The sequence below is a fragment of the Streptomyces sp. NPDC088400 genome (genome assembly GCF_044753355.1).
Classification (GTDB): domain Bacteria; phylum Actinomycetota; class Actinomycetes; order Streptomycetales; family Streptomycetaceae; genus Streptomyces.
Genome location: NZ_JBIVMZ010000009.1, coordinates 359,517 through 382,375 on the forward strand (window position 1 = coordinate 359,517; position 22,859 = coordinate 382,375).

The window sequence follows — 22,859 nt, forward strand, 5'->3', positions numbered from 1 at the left end:
CACCCCCCGGTTGCCCATCGCCACGACCGCTGCCCGGGGAATGCAGGATTCCTGCAAGCCGACCGTCCAACCTCCGGGGGAACTCTGGTACGTGGCCGCGCCGGATCGTCGCGGCAGAGCGGACCGATCACTGGACTTGAGAAGAACCGGGGGATTGATCTGATGAGTGTGACAGTGCCGGAAACCCAGTGGCGTCATGTGCCGGTGCGCCTTGACGTCGAGCGCTGGGCCACCCGCCGTATCCGTAGAAGGGTCCTGGCCGTCGTGCACACGGTGGTCTCGGGGCAGCGGCTGCTCGAGGCGGTGCGACTGCTGGCGGGCGACTCGCAGGTGCAGGTGTTCTTCACCTCGGCGCCCGATGTCTTCAGCAATGGCGTCGCCACCTTTCTCGACCAGCTCAAAGGGCTGGTTCTGCCATGGAGCCAGGCGGTGCAGACGGAGTTCGACCTCGCGCTGGCCGCGAGCCACGGCGGCCTCCACGAACTCCACGCCCCCGTGATCGTGCTCCCGCACGGCGCCGGGCACAACAAGATCACCCCAGGCGGGCGGCGCGGGCGGCTGGTGGCGGAGCGGGGTGTGTACGGGCTCAGCAGGCAACGGCTGATCAGGGACGGCACGGTGGTGCCCGAGGCGATCGTCCTGGCGCACCACGAAGAGCTGACCCGCCTCGGCCGTGAGTGCCCCGAAGCCCTGCCGGCGGCGGAAGTGGTCGGCGACCCGTGCTTCGACCGCATCATGGCGAGCCTGCCCTCGCGCGCGCTCTACCGCGAGGCTCTGCACACCAGGGCCCGGCAGCGGCTGGTCCTCGCCTGTTCGACCTGGGGGTCCGACTCGCTGCTGGGGCGGAACTGGGAGTCGCTGGAGCGACTGGTCCACGAACTGCCCCGGGACGAGTACCGCGTCGCCGCGCTGCTGCACCCGCACGTCTGGAACGCCCACGGCGAGTGGCAGATCCGCAGCTGGCTGGCGGGGCTGGAGCGCGCGGGGCTCACGCTGATCAGCCAGTACGGCGACTGGGTCGGGGCGCTCGTCGCGGCGGACTACATCGTGGGCGACCATGGCTCCGTCTCGCTCTACGGCGTCATGACCGGCGCCCCCGTACTGATGGCCGGCCTCCCCGAGGCGGAGGTGGACCCCGGCTCCCCCCTGGCGGAGTTGCGTCGCTTCGCACCCCGGTTGCGCGGGGACCGGCCCCTGCGCCCGCAGCTCAGCCGCAGCTCCACGGCGTACGACGCGCTGCGTCACGAACGCGTCGCGGCCCGGATCACCTCCGAGCCGGGGCAGTTCGCCCGCAAGATGCGCGCGCTGATCTACCGGAAGCTCCGCCTGCGGGCACCCGCGATACGACAGACGGTGGAGCCGGCGCGCCTGCCGCTCACGGTGCGCCACGACGAGCCCGGCAGCGCAGCGCTGTGACGGCGCCGAGTGTCGTCGTGTCCGAGGCGGCCGTGTCCGAGGCGACCGACTACGACGTGGCCATGTCCGAGGCGGTCGAGTTCGGCGCGGTGGCGCCCGGCTCGGCAGTCCCCGGCTCGGCCGGGGTGCGAGGGCCGGTTCTCCGGGTCCGGGTCGCGCTGGTACGGCTGGACTCCGACGCCCCGGTCGTGGACGAGCATCTGCGTGTCGATCTCCCCGCGCCGGGCCGGTGGGCCCAGCTCGCCGACGTACTGCTGAGGGAGGGCGAAGGAGCCGAGAGCGCCGCGCAGTTGGCGGCGTGCCATCCGGGCGCCCTGGTGGTGGCGGTGCATCGTGGCCCCGACTGCTGGATGCGTTTCGGTGCCGACGGCCCGACACTGACGCTGCGAGCCCGGCGGGCCCCGGCGCCTGGCTGGGGGATCTGGGCCTCGCTGGCCCACACCTGCCTGGTGGCCGGGCTGCCGGCCGAGGCACTGGGATCGGCGTCGGTGCGGCTGCGGCGGGCTCAGGCCGTGGCATCGCCCTCCAGCTGTTCGATCCGGAGTCGTACGCCCTGGGCGTCGGCCGATTCCGACCGGCCCGCCGCGGAGTAGAGATCCAGCGCCTCCCGGTAGAGATTCCGGGCGCGGCCGGGCTGCCCGCGCCGCTCGGAGAGCCGGGCCAGGCTTTCCACGGTGCGGGCTGTCTCGGAGTCGGCGGCCATGCCACGCAACGTGGTCAGCGCGCCGGACAGGAGCTCCTCCGCCCGGTCGAGCAGACCGTGGTCGAGGGGCGCCTGATCGAGGAGCGCGCGGCCCAGAAGTCTGGCCGCGCGGGCGGCGTTGTACGTGTCGCCCTCGTCCGCGAGGACGCGGCGGGCGGCGTCGGCGTCGGCGATCGCCTCCTCGGGGAGTCCTCGTGCGAGGGCGACATCGGCCAGGTTGAGCCGGGCCAGTCCGCCGGCCCGTGGATCGCCGCACCTGGGTAACTCCGCGGCGGCACGTGAGAAGAGCTCGGCCGCCCGGTCCAGGTGGCCGAGTCTCTGGTGGGCCAGTCCCCGGTAGTTGAGGGTGCGGGCATGGCCGCGGGCGTCACCGCCGCTCCGGAAGATGCCGGCCGCCTCCTCGAACATATCCAGGGCGCCCTCATGATTCCCCGAGCCGAGTTCACCCACCCCACCCGACGTGAGCATGCGGCATTCGGCCGTGGTGTCACCCAACTCCCTCGCCGCGACGAGCCCTTCCGCATGGGCCGCACGCCAGTGCCCGTAGAACTTGCGCCGCAGGAAGAGGGGCCACAGAGCGTCGGCGAGCTGCCAGCCCACGGTCGGGAAACCCGCGGGGCGGGCACGGTGGACGACAGCCATCAGATTGGGCAGTTCACGTTCCAGCCAGTTCAGCGCGTCCTCGGCGTCATTGCCGAGATCCGTCGTGATCACCGGTCCTTCGCCGTAGTCGCGGGGGAGCGTGCGGTGTTGAGGGTCGATGATCTCCTCGGCGCGGGTGGCTGTCGCGAGGTAGTGGTCGGCGATGCGGCGCAACGTCGCGTCGCGGTCCTCGGCGGAGTCGTCCGCCGCCGCCCTCGCGGCGGCGTGCAGCCGTACGAGATCGTGGAAGCGGTAGCGCTCCTCCCCGACATCGATGAGCAGATTCGCGTCATGCAGGGTGTCGAGCGGCTCTGTCGCGTCCCCGGCCAGCGCGGCCGAAGCGGCCACGCCGTCGAACTCCCGGCCCGGGTGCAGCCCCAGCAGCCGGTAGAGCCGGGCTGCCCCCGGGGGCAGCCCGTGGTACGACAGATCCAGCGCCGCCCGTACGTTGTGATCGCCGTCGATGGCCAACGCCTCCAGCCGGTCGTGTTCCTCGGTGAGTGCGTGCACCATCGTGGTGATACGGCGTCTCGGGCGGGCCGCGAGACGGGCCCCGGCGACGCGGACCGCCAGCGGCAGGCCGGCGCAGAGCTCCACCAGGGCGCGCGCCTCGTCGGGCTGCGCGGCCACCCGGTCGTCACCGAGGGTCGCCGCCAGCAACTCGACCGCGGCCTCCGTGCCGAGGGGCTCCAGATGGACCGCGTAGCAGCCGTCGACGGTCAGGCCCGGAATCCGCCATCGGCTCGTCACGGCCGTCACGCTCCGGCCCCCCGGCAGCAGCGGCCGGACCTGGGCCGCGGTGGCGACATCGTCGAGCAGCACCACGATCCGCCGATCTGCGGTCAACGAGCGGTACAGCGCCGTCTGTTCGGCGAGTGTCGTGGGCACCTGTTCGGCCGGTACCCCCAGCACCCGCAGGAAGCCGTTGATGACCTCGCCAGGCGTCGTCGGCCCGTTCGAGGCCTGGCCGCCCAGGTCCGCGTACAACTGACCGCCGGGAAAGTGCGGGCGCAGCGAGTGCAGCCAGGCCAGCGCGACGGCGGTTTTGCCGACCCCGCCCAGACCGCTGACCGCCGTCAGCATGGGATGGCCCGCCCGTTCGGCGCGGGTTCGGTGACGCTCCAGCGCGTCCAGCTCCGCCGAGCGGTCGGTGAGAGGGACCGACGGCGGGAGCTGCCAGGGCACTTGCGGTGCCCGCGCTCCCGAGGCGGCCCCGGCACCGATGTGGATGCCGCCGTACACCGCCCCGGCCTGTACAGCGGCGCCGTGCACCGTACCGCTCAGTTCGTTGTGGTCTCCACGCTCATGCCCCCGCACCCGTCCCCCTCCGACCGCGTGAGTACCGCCTGTGGGAGGAATCCTTTCCGTGCGCGCAATCGATATCCACCGCGCGAGGGGTGATCTGGCTCTCCGGCACCCGTGGTGACGGTCACGGCCCCGGTCAGTCCACTCAGGGCTGCCCGGGGCCGGCCGCCTCTCAGCCCGTTCGCTGCGAGGCGGGGACGGACAGCGGAGGGAGGTCCGCCGGGAGCAGCAGGCGCAGGTCGTCCAGGTCCGGTGCGGGCAGGGCGCCGATGCGGCCCGCCTGCCTCGTCATCATGGTCTCCAGCAGTTGGCGGGCCGTGCGGGCGTTGCCGAAGGAACGGTCGCGCGGCAGGGCGTCCACGTAGGTGTGCAGCGCCTTGAGCGTTTCCGGGGCGGAGTCGTACCCGTAGCCCGAGGCGTGCTTGGTCAGGATCTCGATCAGCTCGTCCGTGGTGTAGTTCTCGAACTCGACCGAACGGGAGAACCGCGAGGCCAGGCCCGGGTTGGAGGACAGGAAGCGCTGCATCTCCTCCGTATAGCCCGCGGCGATGACCACGACCTCGTCGCGGTGGTCCTCCATCAGCTTGAGCAGGGTGTCGACCGCCTCGCGGCCGAAGTCGGAGGACGAGCCCTCGGGCGTGAGGGTGTACGCCTCGTCGACGAACAGCACACCGCCTATGGCCCGTTCGAAGGCTTCCTTGGTGTTCTGCGCGGTGTGGCCCACGTAGCGGCCCACCAGGTCGGCGCGTGCCACCTCGACGAGCTGGCCCTTGGGCAGGACACCGAGGGAGCGCAGCAGGTCCGCGTAGAGCCGGGCGACGGTGGTCTTTCCGGTGCCGGGCGGGCCGGAGAAGATCAGGTGCTGGCTGATCTTCGGGGTGGGCAGCCCGGCGGCCTCGCGCTGTCTGGTGGCGGTGAGCAGGTTGACCAGGGCGGTCACCTCGTTCTTGACGGCCGCCAGGCCGACCATGGCGTCCAGCTCGGCGAGCAACTGCACCGAGTCCGGGCCGGAGTCCGCGCCGGTGGCGGTGTCCGGCGTCACGTCCTCGGGCAGCAGGAGCGTCAGGTCGCTCTCCGCCGGGTCCTTCATGGAACTGAGCCGGAAGGCCTGCCGGTCCACCATCTCCTCGAACACCCGGCGGGCCGCACGGCCGTTGCCGAAGGTGGCGTCGCGCGGCATCAGTTCGTAGTGCCGGGCGAGGGCGTCCAGGGTCCGCGGGTCCAGCTCGTAGCGATGGGCCTCGCACATGCTCTCGGTGATCGTCACCAGCTCGTCCACCGCGTAGTTGGCGAACTCGATGGTACGGGTGAACCGGGAGGCCAGGCCCGGGTTGGAGGAGAGGAAGGTGCCCATCTCGTCGGTGTAGCCCGCGGCGATGACGACGACGTCGTCGCGGTGGTCCTCCATCAGCTTCAGCAGGGTGTCGACGGCCTCACGGCCGAAGTCCGCGCCGGAGCCCTTGCTGTCGGAGAGAAGGGTGTACGCCTCGTCGACGAACAGCACACCGCCGAGGGCGTCGTTGAACGCCTCGGTGGTCTTGATGGCCGTGCCACCGATGATCTGCGCGACGAGGTCGGCCCGCGACACCTCCACCAGATGCCCGGAACGCAGCACTCCCAGCTCCGCCAGGATGCCTCCGTACAGCCGGGCGACGGTGGTCTTGCCGGTGCCGGGCGGGCCCGAGAAGACCAGGTGGCGGCTCATCGGCGGGACCGGCATGCCGAGCTGGGCGCGGCGCTGGGCGAGCTGGTTGAGGTTGACGAGCGTACGTACCTGGTGCTTGACGTCGGCGAGGCCGACCAGCGACTCCAGCTCCTCCAGCGGACCTTCGGGGACCTTGGCCTTGTCGCCGGCGGCTCCTCCCGCCGCGCCCATCTCGACCAGCGTGTCGCCCCAGGCGTCCGGTGTGACGTTGCCCGCGCTGTTCAGGTCCTCCACCGTGAGCCGCTCGCTCGCGCGGGACTGCCGCAGGCCCGCCCCGCGGTTGTCCCGGACCGAGCAGCCGACGACGGAGACCGTCTCGGTGCTGTCGATCCGGACGCCGTCCCCGAGACAGCCGGTGATCTGGCAGGCGTTGAGGGAGGCGCGGGCGCCGCTCGACAGCAGGACGCCGTGGGCGCCCGAGTCCATGATGTGGGCGCGGACCACGGACAGTTCGCCGCCGTTCTCCACGACGACGGCGGACGCCGAACTGTTCTCGATCCGGCAGTCCCGTACGGTGCCGAGGCCCTCCGAGCCGACGGAGACCGAGGCCTCGGCCGCCGCGTTCATGACCGTGTCGCGGATCTCTGGATTGCCGCCCGAGGCGATACGGACCGCGGTGGCGCCCGCCTTCTCGATCTCGCAGTGCTCCAGCCGGCCGCGCCCGTCCTCGATCACCTCCACGCCGTGGCCGCCCGGAGAGGTGATCCGCGCGCGGCGCACCAGCGGATTGGCGCCGGTGCGTATCCGGATCGCGGTGGCGGCCGAGTCCGCGACCACCAGTCCGTCGAACTCCGGCGCGGACTCCTCCTCCAGCAGGACGGCGGCGGTCTTGTCGGCGCAGTCCCGCACCACGGTGCCGGTGAGGCTGGGCGCGCTGGAGCCGATCACCCGGATCGCGGGCTCGGCCGCGGAGTCGAACTCGCAGTCCTGGAAGGTGCCCCGGGAGCGCTCGGTGACGGCGAGACCGCTGCCCTTGGTGCGTGAGGTGCGGCAGCCCAGCAGTTCGGGATCGGCGTTCGAGGCGAGCATGAAGCCGGGGCCCGTGGTGTTCGTGACCGTCACGTACTCCAGGGACGGGCGCGAGCCGCTCGTGATGTAGACACCGACCGCGCTGCCCCGGACGGTGGTGCGCAGGACGCGGGTGCTGCTCCGGCCCTCCAGGGCGATGGCGGGCTTGTCGGTGCCGGAGATCTCGCAGTCCTCCACCAGCCCCTGCGACTCGCCGCTGGCCAGTACGCCGTTGGCGCGGGCGTCGCGCAACCGGCAGCCGCGCACGGTCGTACGGGCCTGCTCGCCCATGACGACGGCGGACGTGCCGAAATTCTCCAGGACGGAATCGGCGACGGTGCTGCCGGTGGGCGCGGAGTCCACGACTCCGGCGCCGTCCGGGTTGCTGACCCGGCAGTCCCGCATGGCCACGGAGCCCGTGTCCCGGGCGATCACGGCCGTCCAGCCCGAGCCCACGACCGTGCAGCCGTCCATGGCGACCTGGCCGCGCGGGGAGTCCACCACCGGCAGGTCCTCGCTGCCGCCGCGCAGCGTCAGGTCGGTGAGCATCACGGCGTCGGCGACCAGGAGGATCGCGGTGCCCCGGCGCGGGCAGATCTCCACGCTGCCCCGCTCGCCCTCGGCGGCGATGGTGACGCGGGTCTTGACCGTGAGGTTCTCGGGATAACGGCCGGGCCGGACCCGGATCACCGCACCGGTACGCGCCTGAGCCAGAGCCTCACCGATCGTCCGGAAGCTCTCCGGTTGTTCCGGGCAGACCGTGAGCAACTGCCGTGACACGCTCGAACCTCCTCGTTGTGGTGCCGCTGCCGCCGGTCTTCCCCGCCCGGGGCGGAACGGGGGAGAGGATCTTCGTACGGCTGTGCGCACGCGTTGAAGGCTACGGGAACGATGCTGAGATCTTCCAGGCGAGAGGGAGGAGTTCACGTTGTCGGCCGGGCGCACCCGCGCGGGGCGCCGTGTGCCCGTCGGCCGTCGCTTGCCCTTCCGGTGTCCGGCCGGTGCTCTTCGGGGCGTCGCGCCGGCCGTTCGTCCCTCCACACGTCGCGCCTCCATCTGCTTCCGTACGTCCGGTTGTTCCCGTTTCCCTGGGTCCGGTTGTTCCCGTTTTCGTAGGTCTGGTTGTTCCCGTACGTCCGGCCTCCGCCCGTTCCTGAACTCACGGCCCCCACCTGTACGTTCCGCCTCCACCGGCGGCGCATATCATGCGCGCCATGGACTGTGCTCGTATCCACCGCCGTCCGGTCGCGTCGGCGGTGGCCGCCGCCCTGCTGGTGGCCGTACCGCTGACCGTCGCCGGAGCGGCGCCCGCCGCCGCGGAATCCGTCGGACTGCCTGTCGTACGGTCCGCCCTGGGGCCGGACGAGCCGTGCGTGGAGGCCTCGGCGAAGAAGGCCGAGGCCGAATCGTGGACGTCGGGGGCGCTGGGGCTCGAACGGGCCCGGACGCTCTCGCGGGGGGCCGGGACGACGGTCGCGGTCGTGGACACCGGGGTGGGGCAGGACGCGGCCGGGCTGTCCGGCCGGGTCACGGCGCTCGGTGGCGCGGGCCAGGACTGTGTCGGGCACGGCACCTTCGCGGCCGGCCTGATCGCCGCGACACGCACCGGGGGCAAGGGCCTGGCGGGGGTGGCGCCCCAGGCGCGGATCCTGGCCGTACAGGGCACGGACCAGCGGGGCCAGGCCACGGCGGACCAACTCGCCGGCGGGATACGGGAGGCCGCCGATGCCGGGGCCTCCGTCATCTACGTCGGACAGGCGCTGGCCACCGGCAAGTCCGTGCTGACGGCGGCAGTGGAGTACGCGAGCGAGAAGGACGCCCTCGTCGTCGCCCCGCTCGCCCCGGACGCGCTGCCCAAGGACCGAGCCACCGGCGACACCGAGAAGCCGGAGCCCTGGTACTGGCCCGCGGCCGCCCCCGGGGTGCTGGCCGTGACGGACTACGGCCCCGACGGGGGCCGCCCGGACAACGCCCCGGTGGTACCCGGCGCGGACCTGGCGGCGCCCGGCGACGCGGTGGTGAGCGTCGGCCCCGAGGGCTCGGGCCACTTCATCGGCTCGGGCGCCTCGCTCGCCGCCGCGAACGTCGCGGGCGCGGCGGCGCTGGTGCGGACGCGGCATCCGGACATGTCGGCGGCGGAGGTCTCCCGGCAGCTCACGGTGGCGGCCTACCCGGCGGCGCCGCCGCGGCTGGACCCGTACGCCGCGCTGACGGCCGTACTGACGGAGCGTCAGGGCGACAGGCCGCGGCCGGCGGCGGCAGTGGTCCCGCCCGCCTTCTCCGCCGTACCGCGCGAACGAGCGCTGGTCATCGCGGGGGTGGGCGGGGGAATCGTGCTCCTGGTGGCCGCGGCGGCGGTGGTGATCCCCCGAGGCCGCGCGCGCGGCTGGCGCCCGGCGGGAAGGTAGACCCTGTCTTACGGCGCGGGGCTCGCGTCGCCCCCCGCGGCCGGGGCTCGCGGGGGAGGCCAGGGGTACGAGCAGCCCCACCCGTACCTGGAACTCCGTATCCCGGGAATTTCGGTACGGCTGGCCCGTACGCCGGCCCGTCAGGGGCCCGGAACGGGAAGGGCCCTTCCCGGTTCGGGAAGGGCCCAGCCACGGCTCGCCACGGCTCGTCAGGGCCCGAAGGCCCCGGCCCGGTCAGATGTCTCCGTCCCCCAGCATCGCCGTCTGCACCTGCATCGTCTTGCGACGGGTGATCCGCGTCCCGCGCCCCGGCGGCAGGTTGCGGCCCTTGAGGCTGCCGAGGATGAAGCCCTCCGACGGCGGGCAGGACAGCAGCAGGGTCGGGGTGTTGACCTCCTGCATGCGTCGCAGCAGGATCTCGCCCAGGCCGCGGCCCGCGCCGGCCGCCGAGCGGGAGACGATCAGGTGCAGGCCCACCTCGTAGCCGAGCGCGAGGTGATTCAGCAGCGGGTCGAACGGCGCGTTCATCGGGCTCGTGCCCAGCATGTCGTAGTCGTCGACCAGGATGAACAGCCTCGGGCCGGTCCACCAGTCGGCCAGCCGCATCCGGGACGGGGAGATGTCCTCGCCCGGCAGGCGTGCCGTGACCGCCCGGGCGGCGCCGGCGATCAGTTCCTTCAGCGCGTCCATGGACACCGCGTGCCCGAGGCGGTATTCGTCCGGGATCGCCTCCACCAGGGCGCGGCGGTAGTCCACGACCATGATCCGGGCCTCGGCCGGGGTGTACCGGTCCATGATCGCCTTGGCCGTGAGCCGCAGCATGTTGGTCTTGCCGCTCTCCGTGTCGCCGACCACGATCATGTGCGGAGTCTCGGAGAAGTCGTGCCACACAGTGGACAGCCGCTCCTCCTCCAGGCCGATGGGAACCCGGAAGTCGCCCTCGGGCGCGGGCAGTTCGGCGATCGGCAGCTTGGCCGGCAGCATCCGTACCCGTGGGGCCGGCGGGCCCTGCCAGCTCTCCTTGAGCGCCGCGACAAGGCCGGCGACACCCTCGGACAGATCGTCGGCCGACTCCACCCCGTCGATCCGGGGGAGCGCGGTGAGGTAGTGGAGCTTGCCCTCACGGGTCAGGCCCCGGCCGGGCAGCCGCGGTACGGTCGCGGCGCGGCGCATGTCGATCTCGGAGTCCATGGCGTCACCCATCCGCAGCTCCAGATGGGTCGCGGCCTGGTCGCGGATCGACGAGGTCAGCTCCACCCAGCGGGCGGTGGTGACGATCAGGTGGATGCCGTAGTTGAGGCCGCGCGCGGCGATCGCGCCGAACGTCTGGACCTTCCGGTCGAAGTCCTGGCGGACCGTCGACCAGCCGTCGATCACCAGGAACACGTCGCCGTGCTTCTCGTCGGGGAACTCCCCGGCGGCACGGCGGCGGCGGAAGCTCGCCATGGAGTCGATGCCCTGGTCGAGGAAGAACCGCTCCCGCGCCTCCAGCAGCGAGGTGACCTCGGAGATCGTACGGCCCACCCGCTCGGTGTCCAGGCGTGCCGCGACCCCGCTCATGTGGGGCAGTCCGTTGAGCCCCGCGAGCGTGCCGCCACCGAAGTCGAGGCAGTAGAACTGCACTTCCTGGGGCGTGTGGGTGAGCGCCAGCGCCGTCAGGATGGTGCGCACCATCGTGCTCTTGCCGCTCTGCGGGCCACCGGCGATGGCGATGTGTCCGCCCGCGCCCGAGAGGTCGACGGTCAGCAGGTCGCGGAGCTGGTCGAAGGGCCGGTCGACGATGCCGATCGGGATGGTGAGCTTGCCGCGGTTCGCCCAGCCCACGGTGGTCAGCCCGAGTTCGGGGTCCGGGGTGAGCGGCGGCAGGACCTGGTCGAGCGTCGCCGGCAGGTCCAGCGGCGGCAGCCACACCTGGTGGGCCGGCGGGCCGGCGCCCTGGAGCCGTTCCACGGCCACGGACAGCAGTGTGTCGCCGGTCTCCTCCTCCTGCACGGGCTCGGGTTCCGGTGTGTCGGGCAACTGCCGCGGTACGACGTAGCTGTTGGTCCACGGCACGGTCTGGCTGGCCACTCGCGCCTGGTTGGCGCTGCCGCGCCGCTGCTGGTACGGGCCGGAGACGTACGCGGCACGGAAGCGGGCGAGCGCCTCCACACCGGACTTGAGGAAGCCGCTGCCGGGGTGCGGCGGCAGCTGGTAGGCGTCCGGCACGCCCAGGACGCCACGGCTCTCCATGGCGGAGAAGGTACGTAGACCGATCCGGTAGGAGAGATGGCTCTCCAGCTGGTGCATACGGCCCTCGTCGAGGCGCTGCGAGGCGAGCAGCAGATGCACGCCGAGGCTTCGGCCGAGCCGGCCGATCATCACGAACAGCTCCATGAACTCGCGGTGTGCGGCGAGCAGTTCGCTGAACTCGTCGACGACGACGAACAGGCTGGGCATCGGTTCCAGCGCGACGCCGGAGGCCCGCGCCTTCTCGTAGTCCAGGGCCGAGGTGTAGTTGCCGGCCGACCGCAGCAGTTCCTGACGGCGCATCAGTTCACCGTGCAGGGCGTCCTGCATACGGGAGACGAGTGCCGCCTCGCCGGCCAGGTTGGTGATCACGGCGGAGGTGTGCGGCAGTTCGTCCAGGCCGAGGAAGGTGGCGCCACCCTTGAAGTCGACGAGGACGAAGTTGAGCGTCTCCGAGGAGTTCGTGAGGGCGAGCGCGAGGACGAGGGTGCGCAGCAGTTCGCTCTTGCCGGAGCCGGTGGCGCCGATGAGCATGCCGTGCGGGCCCGTGCCGCCCTGCGCGGATTCCTTGATGTCGAGTTCCACCGGTTCGCCGTCCGCGCCGAGCGCGATCGGCACCTTCAGCCGGTTGGATCCGACGTTCTGCCGCCACAGCTCGGGCGGTTCGTGGCGGTGCAGGTCCGGGATGCCCAGCAGCGTGGTCAGTTCGACGTTCGTGGCCAGCGGTTCGGAGGCGTCCGAACCCCCGCCCATGCCCATGCGGTACGGGGCGAGCCGCCGTGCCAGGGCCGTCGCGGCCGTCGGGCCGAAGCTGTCCGGGGTGCCGAGCCGCGTGGTCTGCTCCTTGCGGTCCCGGTCGGTGCGTACCAGCGCGAAGGAGTCCTCCGTCACCTCGAAGCGGAGGGTGACCCGGCCGGGCCGCCAGCTGAGCGCGCCGGTCAGGTCCAGTACGACGGTGTTGCGGAAGCCGGGGCCGTCCAGGCGGTGGCCGCCGGGGATGGTGCCCCCGTCCACCACGATCACGGTGAACGGTTCCTCGCGCCCGGCGACGGCGTCCGGGTCGAACTGGGGCCGCTCCAGGAACTCCGCGCCGAGCAGGTCCTCCAGCTCGTTGAAGGCCGAGACCGTCATCCGGGTGGGGCCCGCTCCGTCGGTGTCGTGCCGGTGGAGGCTGTGCGGGAGCCACTTCGCCCACTCCCAGTCCGCGCGCCGCTCGTCGGAGACGCACAGCGCGATCCACACGTCGTCCGGCGAGTGGAAGGTGGCCAGTTGGGCGACGAGGGCGCGGGCGACGGAACGTATCCGCTCCTCGTCGCCCCGGAACAGGATCCGGGCCCAGGCCCGCAGGTAGAGCGCGATGGGCTGGTCGGGCACGGTCGCGTAGGCGCGGATGAAGCTGCGCAGCGCGTGTGCGCTGAGCGGTTCCAGGTCCTCGACGGGGGTGGTGGCGTTCGGGGTCAGCTTCAGGCCCAGCTTCTGGTCGCCGACCGCCACCCGGATCTCGCCGAAGTCCTCGTCGCGCGGCCTGCGTTCCCACAGCCGGGTGGTGCCCACCATCGACCACAACGCGGCGGGCTCGGGGTGGCGCCAGGCCAGCGCCTTTTGCTGGTCGACGACGGCGCCGCGCACCTTGCGCCGGATCTGGGTGAGGTAGCGGAGGTAGTCGCGCCGCTCGCCCTTGAGCTTCTGCTTGCGCTCGGCGCTGCGCTTCATCATCTGGCCGATCAGCATGGCGGCGGAGGCCACCACCATGAGACCCAGGGCGAGATAGATGAATCCGCCGCTGCCCCTGGTCATGCCGGGACGCATGAACATGAACATCATGGAAACGGACATGAGTGCCATGGGGAGATAGGTCCACACGGCGGAGGTGTCGGGCACCACTTCGGGGAGCGTCGGCGGCTCCTGGAGATTCAGCTCCCCGTCGGGCATCTCCGGGCCGCGGCGTCGGGCCGGGCGGCGGAACAGGACCACACTCAAGGAACCGTCTCCTTACGGGGCAGGGTGAGGGAGAGCGGGGCAGAACGTCGTTGACGGGCTGGGACGCCCACTCGTCATGAGAAAGTCTGTGCCACAGGCCACATCGTCCACGGCAGGCGGCTGATACTACGATCGTCCCGCTGGCCGATACCAACCGGCCCCATTCAGCTTGTTCTGGAGCGCGACAGCGACGCGTGACGTTCGGTGGCGCGTCATCCAGCGTTCCGTCCCATTCTCAGTAGTACCAACGGAGAAGCGTGAGCCATCCCGATGACTGACAATCAGGTGGCCGAGCTGTGCCGTCTGACGGTACGAGCCCCCGCCAAGAGCATCGATCTCGCCGTACCCGCCGACGTTCCCGTCGCGGACCTGCTGCCCGCCGTCCTCGGCTACGGCGGCGACGATCTCGAAGAAGCCGGTATCGACCACGGGGGCTGGATACTTCAGCGCCTCGGCGGCGAACCGATGGACGAGGAACGCACCCTCGACTCGTACGGGTTGCGGGACGGCGAGACCCTCTACCTCAGACCCCGCAACGAGGCACTGCCCGAAGTGCACCTCGACGACCTGGTGGACGGCATCTCCACCACCATGCGGGAGCACCCGTACGGCTGGAGCCCGAAGGTCAGCCGGTGGGCGCTGCTCGGTGTCGTGATCGCGGTGCTCGTCGGCGGCATGATCGTGATCGCGCTGCCGGGTGGCTCCGCGCTCCCCAGGGCCGCGTTCGCCGCCGCCGCGGGGCTGTTGCTGCTCGCGGGCGCGGGCGCGGCGAGCCGCGCGGTCGGTGACTCCGGCGCCGGAGCGGTGCTGGGCTTCATGGTGGGGCCGTATCTGGCCCTGGCCGGCTGGCTGCTGCCGGGCGGTCAGCTGAGCGGCCCGCACGCGTACGAGACGCTGGGCGCGCGGCTGCTCGCCGCCTGCGCGGCGGGAGCGGGCGGCGCGGTCCTCGCGCTGGCCATCGTGGCCTCGTTCGCCGCGCTCTACCTCGGCGTCGCCGTGATCTCGGTGTTCGGCGCGCTCGCCGCCGTCCTGATCATCGCCACGGACCTGGCTCCGGTGCACACCGCCGGGATCCTCTCCGTCGTCGCGGTGATCCTCGGCGCGTTCGTCCCCTCGCTGTCGTTCCGCATGTCGGGGATGCGCATGCCGCCCCTGCCGACCAACGCACAGCAGTTGCAGGAGGGCATCGAACCGCACTCCACCGCCTCGGTGTCGGCCCGCGCCATCCTCGCCGACGGCTGGATGACCTCGCTGTACGGGGCGGTGGGCGTGGTCTGCGCCGCCTGCCTGGCCGTACTGGCCCGGCAGGCCGAGCTCGCCGAGACGATCATGACGGTCGCGCTGGCCCTGCTGCTCATCCTGCACGCGCAGGGCCTGGGGAACATCTGGCAGCGCCTCTCCCTGGTGATCCCGGGCGTGGGAGGCCTGCTCCTGCTGGTCATCGTCTACGTACCGGACTACTCGCCGGGCATGCGACTGGTGTCGGCCGCGGGCCTGCTGGCGGCCACGGCGGCGGTCGCCATCGCCTCCTGGACCGTTCCCGGGCGGCGCCTCGTCCCGTACTGGGGACGCCTCGGGGAGATCCTGCACACGGGCCTGGCGATCAGCCTGCTGCCCCTGGGCCTGTGGGTGCTCGGCGTGTACGGCATGCTGCGCGCCATCAACGGCTGAACCGGAGGGGACGCTGCCATGCAGAACAAACGTGATCAGGTTCAGGCGCACATGTTCATCATGGGGCGGCTGACCTCGGGCATGCTGCGCGCCGACCCGGACGCCCCGGAGAGCCCGCAGGGCAGGACCAACAGGGGTGTGGTCATCGGTGTGGTGATCGCCGTCCTGCTGTCGGCCGGGGCGTTCGTCCTCGGTCTGCTCAAGCCGGGCACCAAGGACTCCTGGCGGGCATCCGGAACGCTCGTCGTCAACAAGGACACCGGCTCCCGCTATCTCTATCTGGACGGGCGGCTGCGGCCGGTACGCAACTACGCCTCGGCGCGGCTGCTCCTGGGCGCCAAGATGAAGGCCTCCGCCGTCGGCACCGGCTCATTGAGCGGTACGCCGCACGGGGCACCCGTCGGTATCACCGGGGCTCCCGACGCGCTGCCGGCGAGCGGGGACCTGGACACCGGCCCGTGGCAGGTGTGTTCGGGCGGCAGCACCGGCCCGGCCGGCACGATCCTCGCCGTGGGCGCGCAGTCCGACGCGTCCGGCCTGGCCACCTCGAAGACACTGCTGGTGGCCGGGCCCGACAAGGCCGGCTATCTGGTGTGGCGGGGCAGCAAACTGCGGCTCGACAAGGACAACCGCGCCAGGGAAGCCCTCGGTTACGGCTCCACACCGCTGGCGCCCGTGTCGGCGTCCTTCCTCAACTCCCTGCCGTCGGGGCCCGATCTGACCCCGCAGGACGTGCCGGACATGGGCGAGGACGGACCGTCGCTCGGCGGCCGGGCGACCAAGGTCGGCGAAGTCTTCCGGGTCACGGTGCCCGGCTCCGCGGAGCGCTACTACCTGTTGCGGAGCGAGGGCCTGACCCCGCTCACCGCCACCGGCGCCGCGCTGCTGCTCGGCGCCCCGGAGACCCGCGAGAAGGTGTACGGGGGCGGCGCCGCGAAGGTGGCCGTGCTGGGCGCGGACGTACTGAGCGGTCATCTCGCGCCGGGAGCGGGCGAGTCGGTGCACGACGCGGACCTCCCCGAGGCGCCGCCGGAGGCGGTGGCCGTACCGGAGGACCGGACCGCCTGTGTACGGGTCGAGTCCGACAACCCCGGCCCGCGGATCAGTGTGGCCCTGGTCGGGGCGGGCGAGCTCGGGCCGGAGGCCCAGGCGCCGGCCGAGGGGCTGACGCCGGCCTGTCTGCGGGTCGGCAGGATCACCGTGCCGCCGGGCGGCGGGGCCCTGGTGCGCGCGCTGGGCGCGGGCGGGAGCAAAGTCGGCGCCACGGTCTATCTGGTGACGGACACCGGCATGAAGTACCGGGTGGGCTCGGCGGACGCGCTCGCGGCGTTCGGTTACTCGGAAGGCCAGGCGCGGGGACTCCCGTCGCCGCTGCTGGCGATGCTGCCGACGGGGCCTGATCTGACGCCGGAGGCCGCCGCGTTGGGCCGGAGCGGCACGACCGCACCACGGTGCGGCAAGGAGTGAGATTCATCTCATGGGGTTTCACCAGGGTGAGATCTCCACCGGGAACCACCTAAAGCGAACGCGTGTCTAGAAGAAAGTGAGTGAGGCCATTGAAGCCGGAACTGGCCACTCTCTAGTCTCAGTTGTCCAGACCAACCGGATGCAGACCTTCCCCGTCCGGTCGCGCATGCCGTCGGGCCGTACGCCGGGCGGCGAAAATCAGGAGGCACACGCCCATGGCAGGTCCCAGTGGTAGGCAGCAGTCGGAGGATCAGGCAACAGCGAACGGCATCACCGCTCTGGAGAGTGCCTTCAGCGGTGTCCAGAACTGCCGCCAGGACGTCGAGAACATGAAGAACAACCTGTCCTCCGGCTACAAGGGTGGCGACGGTGGGGCCTACCAGAAGCTGCTGGAGGCGTGGGACCGCCAGGCGGAGATCATCTCCCTCAACCTCCAGAACATGACCGACACGCTCGAGGAGACGCGCCGGGCGAAGGGCATGCAGCAGGTCGAGTCGAGCGACGCCATCGAGCAGCAGCGCGGCCGGGCCGACGCGATCTTCAACGCGCTGCACGGCTGATCCGGACACCGGTCGCCCACGCGCCGGGACACCCCTCCGCAAGGGGTGTCCGGATGAACGTTTCCCCCACCTGTACCTGACGCACTTGCTGCGAGATGAGGTCAACGATGCCTGATTTCAACGACGGACAGATCTACGTCGACTACTCCCACATGAACAACGCCGCCGACGACATGGTCCAGCAGACCAAGGCGATCGACAGCATCCTCACCAACCTGGACGCGGAACTCCAGTCCCTCAAGGAGTCCTGGGAGGGTGAGGACCGGGGTGTGTACACCGACAAGCAGACGGCGTGGAACAACGCCGTCTCGGAGATGAAGAGGATCCTCGCCGAGAACTCGGCGCTGCTCACCGACGTCTCCGACAGCTACTCGTACAGCGAGAAGTCCCTCACGCAGCTGTGGGAGACCGTGCGCATCGGCGGCTGACCGCGTAGGCGACACCCCCCCTTTTTTTCCCGGGCGGCCGTCCGCGTGTACGTCATGCGGACGGCCGCCCTTCGCGCAAACAGGAGGAGAACGGCATGGCTGAGAACACCACCACGGTCAATCTGAACAAGGCCTGGATGCAGAGCTTCCTCACCGACGACGTGGGCCCGTTCCGGGAGGCGATCAGGCTGATCAGGGAGGACGGGACCGCCCCGGGCGACGACCTGGCGGTTCCGGCGGTGGGGAATCTGCTGGCGGACAACGGGGCGAAGACGGCGTCGGGCTTTTACGACGGACAGAAGATTCCGATCGCGATCGGCACGATGGCGGCTGACGAAGGGGGGCGGGTCAACGGCGGTTACCTGGTGAAGTCGTTGAACACCATTCTGGAGCAGCTCGACGGGATCCTGAAGCAGCAGAGCGAATTGTTCGAGGAGATCGAGGCCAACCTCGAAGACAGCATGGACAAGATGTTCAAGACGCAGGACGAGAGTCTGGACAAGATCGATGGCAAGAAGTTCGTCGACTTCTTCGAGGACGTCGACGATGTGCTCTCCGAAGGCAGCGGTGGGGGCGGGGGCGGGGATGACGAAGACGAGGACTGATCCTGTCCCGCTTTCCTCGCAGGCCTGTTGAATTTTCTCGCATCGCATCTCCCTCGTACGTCCGACTCGTACTCCCTGACCCGTACCTCCTGACCGAAAAGGGCTCCCGGCATGGCGCTCGATCCCAGCAAGATTACCAGCGCACTCGATGGCACCAACGACAAGTGGGCGGAGGCCATCAGCTTCTTCACGGGATTCAAAGCGCCACCGCGGGCCGATCTCTTCGACACGCTGGTCGGCAATGAGGGTATTCCCCAGATGAAGGTGGAGATATCCGATGTCGGCTATGTCGACTACGTCGACACCGAAGACCTGAACTGGCTGTACGAGAACGCCGGCTACGACATCAACAACACAGACTTCGTCATCCCGTTCTATTCGACGAGCGGCGGTGCGGGGTCGGACGTGACGATGCACAAGGCGCGCATCACGCTGCTCGGTCAGAAGTCGGTGGACGGGCCGCCGACCGGTGGCTATTACGAGGGCGGGACCTTCAGCAGCAGTATCGACGGACACCTGGGGATGGACGGCAAGCCCACCTGGGACACCACGAAGCTCACGCAGTACGCCTACGGCACCGGGCTGGCGCTGGAGAAGCTGCGGAACGACGAGAAGCTCGGCACCCACGGTTTCGCCTGGAACGGCCTCCCCGTGGCCGACGCCGACTCCGTGTCGCTCGGGACCTTCGACGTGGTGGCCGGTTCCTTCGACCGGGTCGCCGAGTTCTTCGTGAAGCAGCAGGCGATAGTGGAGGAATGGGCGGGCAGGCTCGGTACGGAGAAGAACGAGGCGTGGCGCGGCCAGGCGGCGGGTGTCTTCTGGGACCTCCTCAATAAAATCAACAAGCAGTACACCGATTACAAGGAGGACACGAGCCCGAACGGGAGTTACCAGTCGAAGCAGGGGAATGAGATCCGGCAGGCGAAAAAGGACCTCCAGAAGGCGGTGATAGATCTGCACAACGTCTGGATGGACTGGGAACTCAAAATGGGGAACCCGCTGCGCTGGCTCAGCGATCTGCTGACAGACGTGATGAACTATACGTGGGATCACAACATAACGAAGATCACTTACGAGATCGAGGGTGCCGGTTACAGCTACTACACGAACTATATTGCGGAAGAGGGGTTCGACAACAGGGCCAAGGCGCAGCGGGACACGCTGATGGACTTCGGTGACCTCAAGGATCTCAGTACCTGGGAGGCCATCGGGAACAAATCCATCGAGATGTGGCAGCAGTCCGTCAAGGACAATCTTGAGGCCGCCGCGATCGACGCGATGGAATATGTGAAGAACGCCTGGAGCAACAGCAGTTTCGACCTGGGGACCGTCAAGTCCCGAGGTGGAGACACCCTCAAGGAGGGGCTCGCCGAGGACAAGGCCGACAAGCTGGAGGATGACAACAAGAAGAAGGAGGACGACGCAAAGAAGGCTGCTGAAGAGGCCCAGAAGAAGCAGGACGAGTTCATAGCCTGGCAGAAGGAGCAGGCCAGGATCGCGAAGGAGGAAGCGGCAAAGGAGAAGGCGGAGGCGGAGGCCAAGGCTGCCGCGGCGGAGGCCAAGGCGGAGAAGGAGAAGGAAGAGGCGAAGGCCGAGAGGGAGAAGGAGAAGGCCGAGGCGGAGGCCAAGGCGGCCGCGGCGGAGGCCAAGGCGGACGCCAAGGCGGCCGAGGCGGAGGCGAAGCAGGAGCAGAAGGAGAAGGAGCAGGAGGAGAAGGCGGCCGAGGCGGAGGCCAAGGCGGCGGCCAAGGAAGCCGAGCAGGAGGCCAAGGCAGAGGCCAAGGAAGCCGAGCAGGAGGCCAAGCAGGAGGAGAAGGAGAAGGAGCAGGAGGCCAAGCAGGCCGAGCAGGAGGCGAAGCAGGAGCAGAAGGAGAAGGAGCAGGAGGCCAAACAGGCCGAGCAGCAGGCGAAGCAGGAGGCCAAGCAGGAAGAGGCCGAGCGCAAGCAGGAGGAGGCGCAGGGGCGTCAGGAGCAGATGCAGATGCTCCAGATGAACCAGGCCAAGGCCCAGCAGGAGGAGGCCAAGAAGGAGCAGGCGAAGAAGGAGGCCGAGCAGGAGGCGAAGCAGGCCGAGCAGGAGGCCGAGCAGGAGGCCAAGCAGGCCGAACAGGAGGCGAAGCAGGAGGAGAAGGAGAAGGAGGCCGAGCAGAAGCAGGCAGAGCAGGAGAAGAAGCAGGAGGCCAAGGAGGCCGAGCAGGAGGCGAAGCAGGAGGAGAAGGAGAAGGAGGCCGAGCAGAAGCAGGCCGAGCAGGAGGCCAAGGCGGACCGCATCCGCACCGAGCAGGAGGACAAGCAGGAGCAGCTCCAGGCCGAGCAGGAGCAGAAGCAGGCCGAGCAGGAGGCGAAGCAGGAGGAGAAGGAGAAGGAGGCCGAGCAGAAGCAGGCCGAGCAGGAGGCCAAGGCGGAGGCCAGGCAGAACGAGGCCGAGGCCAAGCAGGACCAGCTCCAACAGGAGCAGGAGAAGAAGCAGAACGAGGCCGAGGCCAAGCAGGACCAGCTCCAACAGGAGCAGGAGAAGAAGCAGAACGAGGCCCAGGCGAAGCAGGAGCAGCTTCAGCAAGAGGCGGAGAAGAAGCAGAACGAGGCCGAGGCGCGGTTCGGCGACCAGAGCCGAGGGCTCCTGAACGGTGGCGATCTTCTCTCGCCCGACATCTCCGGTCCCGTCAACGAAGGCAACCTCCCCGTCAGCGACGTCCTGGACGTCCCCGGCGGCGGCGAGTCGCACATCGACGACAACGGCCGGCTGGTCACCGAATACCCGGACGGCAGCTCCACCACGATCGACCCGCTCACGCACAGCTCGACCCTGACGCGGCCCGACGGTACGACCGTCTCGGGCCCCCTCAACACCGGTGATCTGCTGCCCAATCCGGACGGCAGCACGACGCGGCTGGACCCGCAGGGCAACGTGGTCATGGAGTACCCGGACGGCACCAGCCAGACGATCGACCCGGACACCGGCTCCACCACGATCACCAACCCGGACGGCACGACGAGGTCCGGTTACCTCAACGACCTCGACAACCCGCTGAACGGCTACCAGCCCCCCACCTCCGGCCCCCTCAACAGCGGCTCCCTCGACGGCTACAACTCGCCTTCGTACGACCTCTCCGGCTACGAGGAGGAGCTGTTCGACGAGAACCCCTACGAGTCGCCCCTGGACAGCAACGCGGCGGCGGCGTCCTCCGGGTCGAGCGCGCCGAACCACAACCGCACCCAGCTGAACAGCGGACCGCTCCCGGGCTTCGGCGGGGGCGGCGCGGACGCCATGGGTTCGTCCTCGGGCGGCACCGGCACCGGCTCGGGCGGGATGCCCATGGGCGGCGGCATGGGTGGCGGCATGGGCGGTATGGGTGGCGGCATGGGCGGCGCGGGCGGCGGTCAGGACTCGAAGGCCGAGCGCGTCCGCAGTGTGATCGACGGGGATGTCGTCAGCAACCGCCGTCCGCAGCCGGGCGCGAGGCCGCCCCTTCCCGGGAGCCGCGGTTACGCCGACGACGAGGTCAGGGTCGCGGCCAGCGGTAACACCGCCGGTCAGAACCCGTTCCTCCCGCCGATGGCAGGCGGCGGCGCGCCCAACCAGACCCAGACCCAGAGCGGTGACCGTGCCCGCGACTCGTGGGTGCCCGAGGACGAGGATGTCTGGGGAACGGACGAAGGCGGCGCGCCGGCGGTGATCGGCCGGTGAACGGTACGGAGAGCGTGACGGTGACGCCGTATCGGATGCGTCGGACGTGTACGACCGGGGTGACCCGTACGACCGGGGAAACCCGCACGACCAGTTGGAGGGGTGTTCGTTGAGCGAGTCGATGGAACAGAAGCTGTCGCAGGCCATGGCCGAACTGGAGGCCGTACAGAACGCCGTCGCACACGCCGAGGGCGAACTCAGCCGGGCCACGGCCACCGTGCGGTCGCGTGACCGCGTCGTGGAGGCCACGGTCGGCCCGCAGGGCGAGCTGACCGGGCTCAAATTCCTGGACGGCAAGCACCAGTCCATGACGGGACCGCAGTTGGCAGCGTCCATACTGGAGGCGGCCGATGAAGGGCGCGCGCAGATGGCCCGTAAAGTAATGGACATGTTCGCGCCACTTGCCCAGGGGAGCGGCGGGGCGACAGGGGTCAGGGGAGTGGACATCGACTGGGAGCGGGCGTTCGGCTCGGCATTCGACGGAGGTCCGGGAAGCGGTATGAGGCGGTCCGCGGGGGACCGTCTGCGGGACGAGATTCATGAAGACGCGGACGACACACTGCCGAGGGGACGGTAAACATGGGCATGGGTTGGGGCAGGTACGAGGCGAATGTTCCCGGTCTCCAGCAGGGGGCCGACGATATTTCGGGCCTGTCGAGTGAGACGGACGAGGTCACGGACAACTTCATCGCCGACCAGGCGAACTACCGTGGCTGGGACGGCTATTCGGACGACTTCTACCACCAGGTCCACCCGAAGTACCAGGCGAACAACGACATGTGCGTGTCGTTCCTCAGGGGCATGAGCAGCGCGTTCTCGGCGCTCGAACTGGCCACGCTCGGCAACCTCTCGAACATCGCGGGCACGCAGTCCTACGCGCAGGACGCGATCGATCAGCAGGCGGCGAAGCTCGACGTCCCCTCCGATGAAGTCGGAGGCGGTAGGCACTAAGTGGAGGAGATCAATTTCCCTCCGGATGTCCGGAAAATGCTCTTTGGCCTCATTGGGGAAATGCCCCTTGAGGCCAGGGAGAATTTGGCGTACT

The 22,859-nt window shown here is 70.0% G+C and carries 14 protein-coding genes; 11 read left to right on the plus strand and 3 right to left on the minus strand.

Translation table 11 applies throughout. The features are described 5' to 3' along the window. Positions 1-162 precede the first annotated feature (162 nt). Positions 163-1,416 carry a hypothetical protein gene (locus ACIQD6_RS24080; RefSeq protein ID WP_401885530.1) on the plus strand — a complete coding sequence of 418 codons (1,254 nt, stop codon included), beginning with the start codon at positions 163-165 and terminating at the stop codon, positions 1,414-1,416. Beyond that, positions 1,413-2,009, plus strand: a complete 597-nt coding sequence (locus tag ACIQD6_RS24085; RefSeq protein ID WP_401885532.1) for a transcriptional regulator — start codon at positions 1,413-1,415, stop codon at positions 2,007-2,009. Before ACIQD6_RS24080 ends, ACIQD6_RS24085 begins: the two co-directional genes overlap by 4 nt. Here ACIQD6_RS24085 and ACIQD6_RS24090 read toward each other — a convergent pair. Next, positions 1,922-4,078: an NB-ARC domain-containing protein gene (locus ACIQD6_RS24090; protein WP_401885533.1), complete on the minus strand. Its 2,157-nt coding sequence runs from the start codon at positions 4,076-4,078 to the stop codon at positions 1,922-1,924. The two genes, ACIQD6_RS24085 and ACIQD6_RS24090, sit on opposite strands and share 88 nt — an antisense overlap. 160 nt (positions 4,079-4,238) lie before the next feature. Continuing rightward, complete coding sequence (locus tag ACIQD6_RS24095; RefSeq protein ID WP_401885535.1) at positions 4,239-7,559, minus strand: right-handed parallel beta-helix repeat-containing protein; 3,321 nt, start codon at positions 7,557-7,559, stop codon at positions 4,239-4,241. A 434-nt stretch (positions 7,560-7,993) separates the two neighbouring features. On the opposite strand from ACIQD6_RS24095, the gene ACIQD6_RS24100 reads away from it, so the two are divergent. Continuing rightward, positions 7,994-9,187, plus strand: coding sequence for a S8 family serine peptidase (locus tag ACIQD6_RS24100; protein WP_401885536.1), 1,194 nt, complete (start codon positions 7,994-7,996; stop codon positions 9,185-9,187). Positions 9,188-9,421: 234 nt separating this feature from the next. Here ACIQD6_RS24100 and eccCa read toward each other — a convergent pair whose 3' ends face one another. Beyond that, positions 9,422-13,390, minus strand: coding sequence for a type VII secretion protein EccCa (eccCa, locus tag ACIQD6_RS24105; RefSeq protein ID WP_401885596.1), 3,969 nt, complete (start codon positions 13,388-13,390; stop codon positions 9,422-9,424). A 276-nt stretch (positions 13,391-13,666) separates the two neighbouring features. Here eccCa and eccD point away from each other — a divergent pair, with 276 nt between their 5' ends. The 8 genes from eccD to ACIQD6_RS24145 all read left to right on the plus strand — a co-directional run bounded on the left by eccD (position 13,667) and on the right by ACIQD6_RS24145 (position 22,765). Next, complete coding sequence (eccD, locus tag ACIQD6_RS24110; RefSeq protein ID WP_401885538.1) at positions 13,667-15,067, plus strand: type VII secretion integral membrane protein EccD; 1,401 nt, start codon at positions 13,667-13,669, stop codon at positions 15,065-15,067. Between the two features lie 18 nt (positions 15,068-15,085). Next, positions 15,086-16,534, plus strand: coding sequence for a type VII secretion protein EccB (gene eccB / locus ACIQD6_RS24115; protein ID WP_401885541.1), 1,449 nt, complete (start codon positions 15,086-15,088; stop codon positions 16,532-16,534). A gap of 215 nt (positions 16,535-16,749) precedes the next feature. Beyond that, positions 16,750-17,094 (plus strand): WXG100 family type VII secretion target, encoded by a 345-nt coding sequence (locus tag ACIQD6_RS24120; RefSeq protein WP_401885542.1) that lies wholly within the window; start codon positions 16,750-16,752, stop codon positions 17,092-17,094. Positions 17,095-17,201: 107 nt separating this feature from the next. Then, positions 17,202-17,522: a WXG100 family type VII secretion target gene (locus ACIQD6_RS24125; RefSeq protein ID WP_401885545.1), complete on the plus strand. Its 321-nt coding sequence runs from the start codon at positions 17,202-17,204 to the stop codon at positions 17,520-17,522. A 95-nt stretch (positions 17,523-17,617) separates the two neighbouring features. Then, positions 17,618-18,127, plus strand: coding sequence for a type VII secretion system-associated protein (locus tag ACIQD6_RS24130; protein WP_401885548.1), 510 nt, complete (start codon positions 17,618-17,620; stop codon positions 18,125-18,127). Positions 18,128-18,238: 111 nt separating this feature from the next. Continuing rightward, positions 18,239-21,814 carry an AAWKG family protein gene (locus tag ACIQD6_RS24135; RefSeq protein ID WP_401885549.1) on the plus strand — a complete coding sequence of 1,192 codons (3,576 nt, stop codon included), beginning with the start codon at positions 18,239-18,241 and terminating at the stop codon, positions 21,812-21,814. Between the two features lie 109 nt (positions 21,815-21,923). Next, entirely contained in the window at positions 21,924-22,391 is a 468-nt protein-coding gene (locus ACIQD6_RS24140; protein ID WP_401885598.1) for a YbaB/EbfC family nucleoid-associated protein, read from the plus strand. A gap of 2 nt (positions 22,392-22,393) precedes the next feature. Continuing rightward, complete coding sequence (locus tag ACIQD6_RS24145) at positions 22,394-22,765, plus strand: hypothetical protein (protein WP_401885551.1); 372 nt, start codon at positions 22,394-22,396, stop codon at positions 22,763-22,765. Positions 22,766-22,859: the final 94 nt, after the last annotated feature.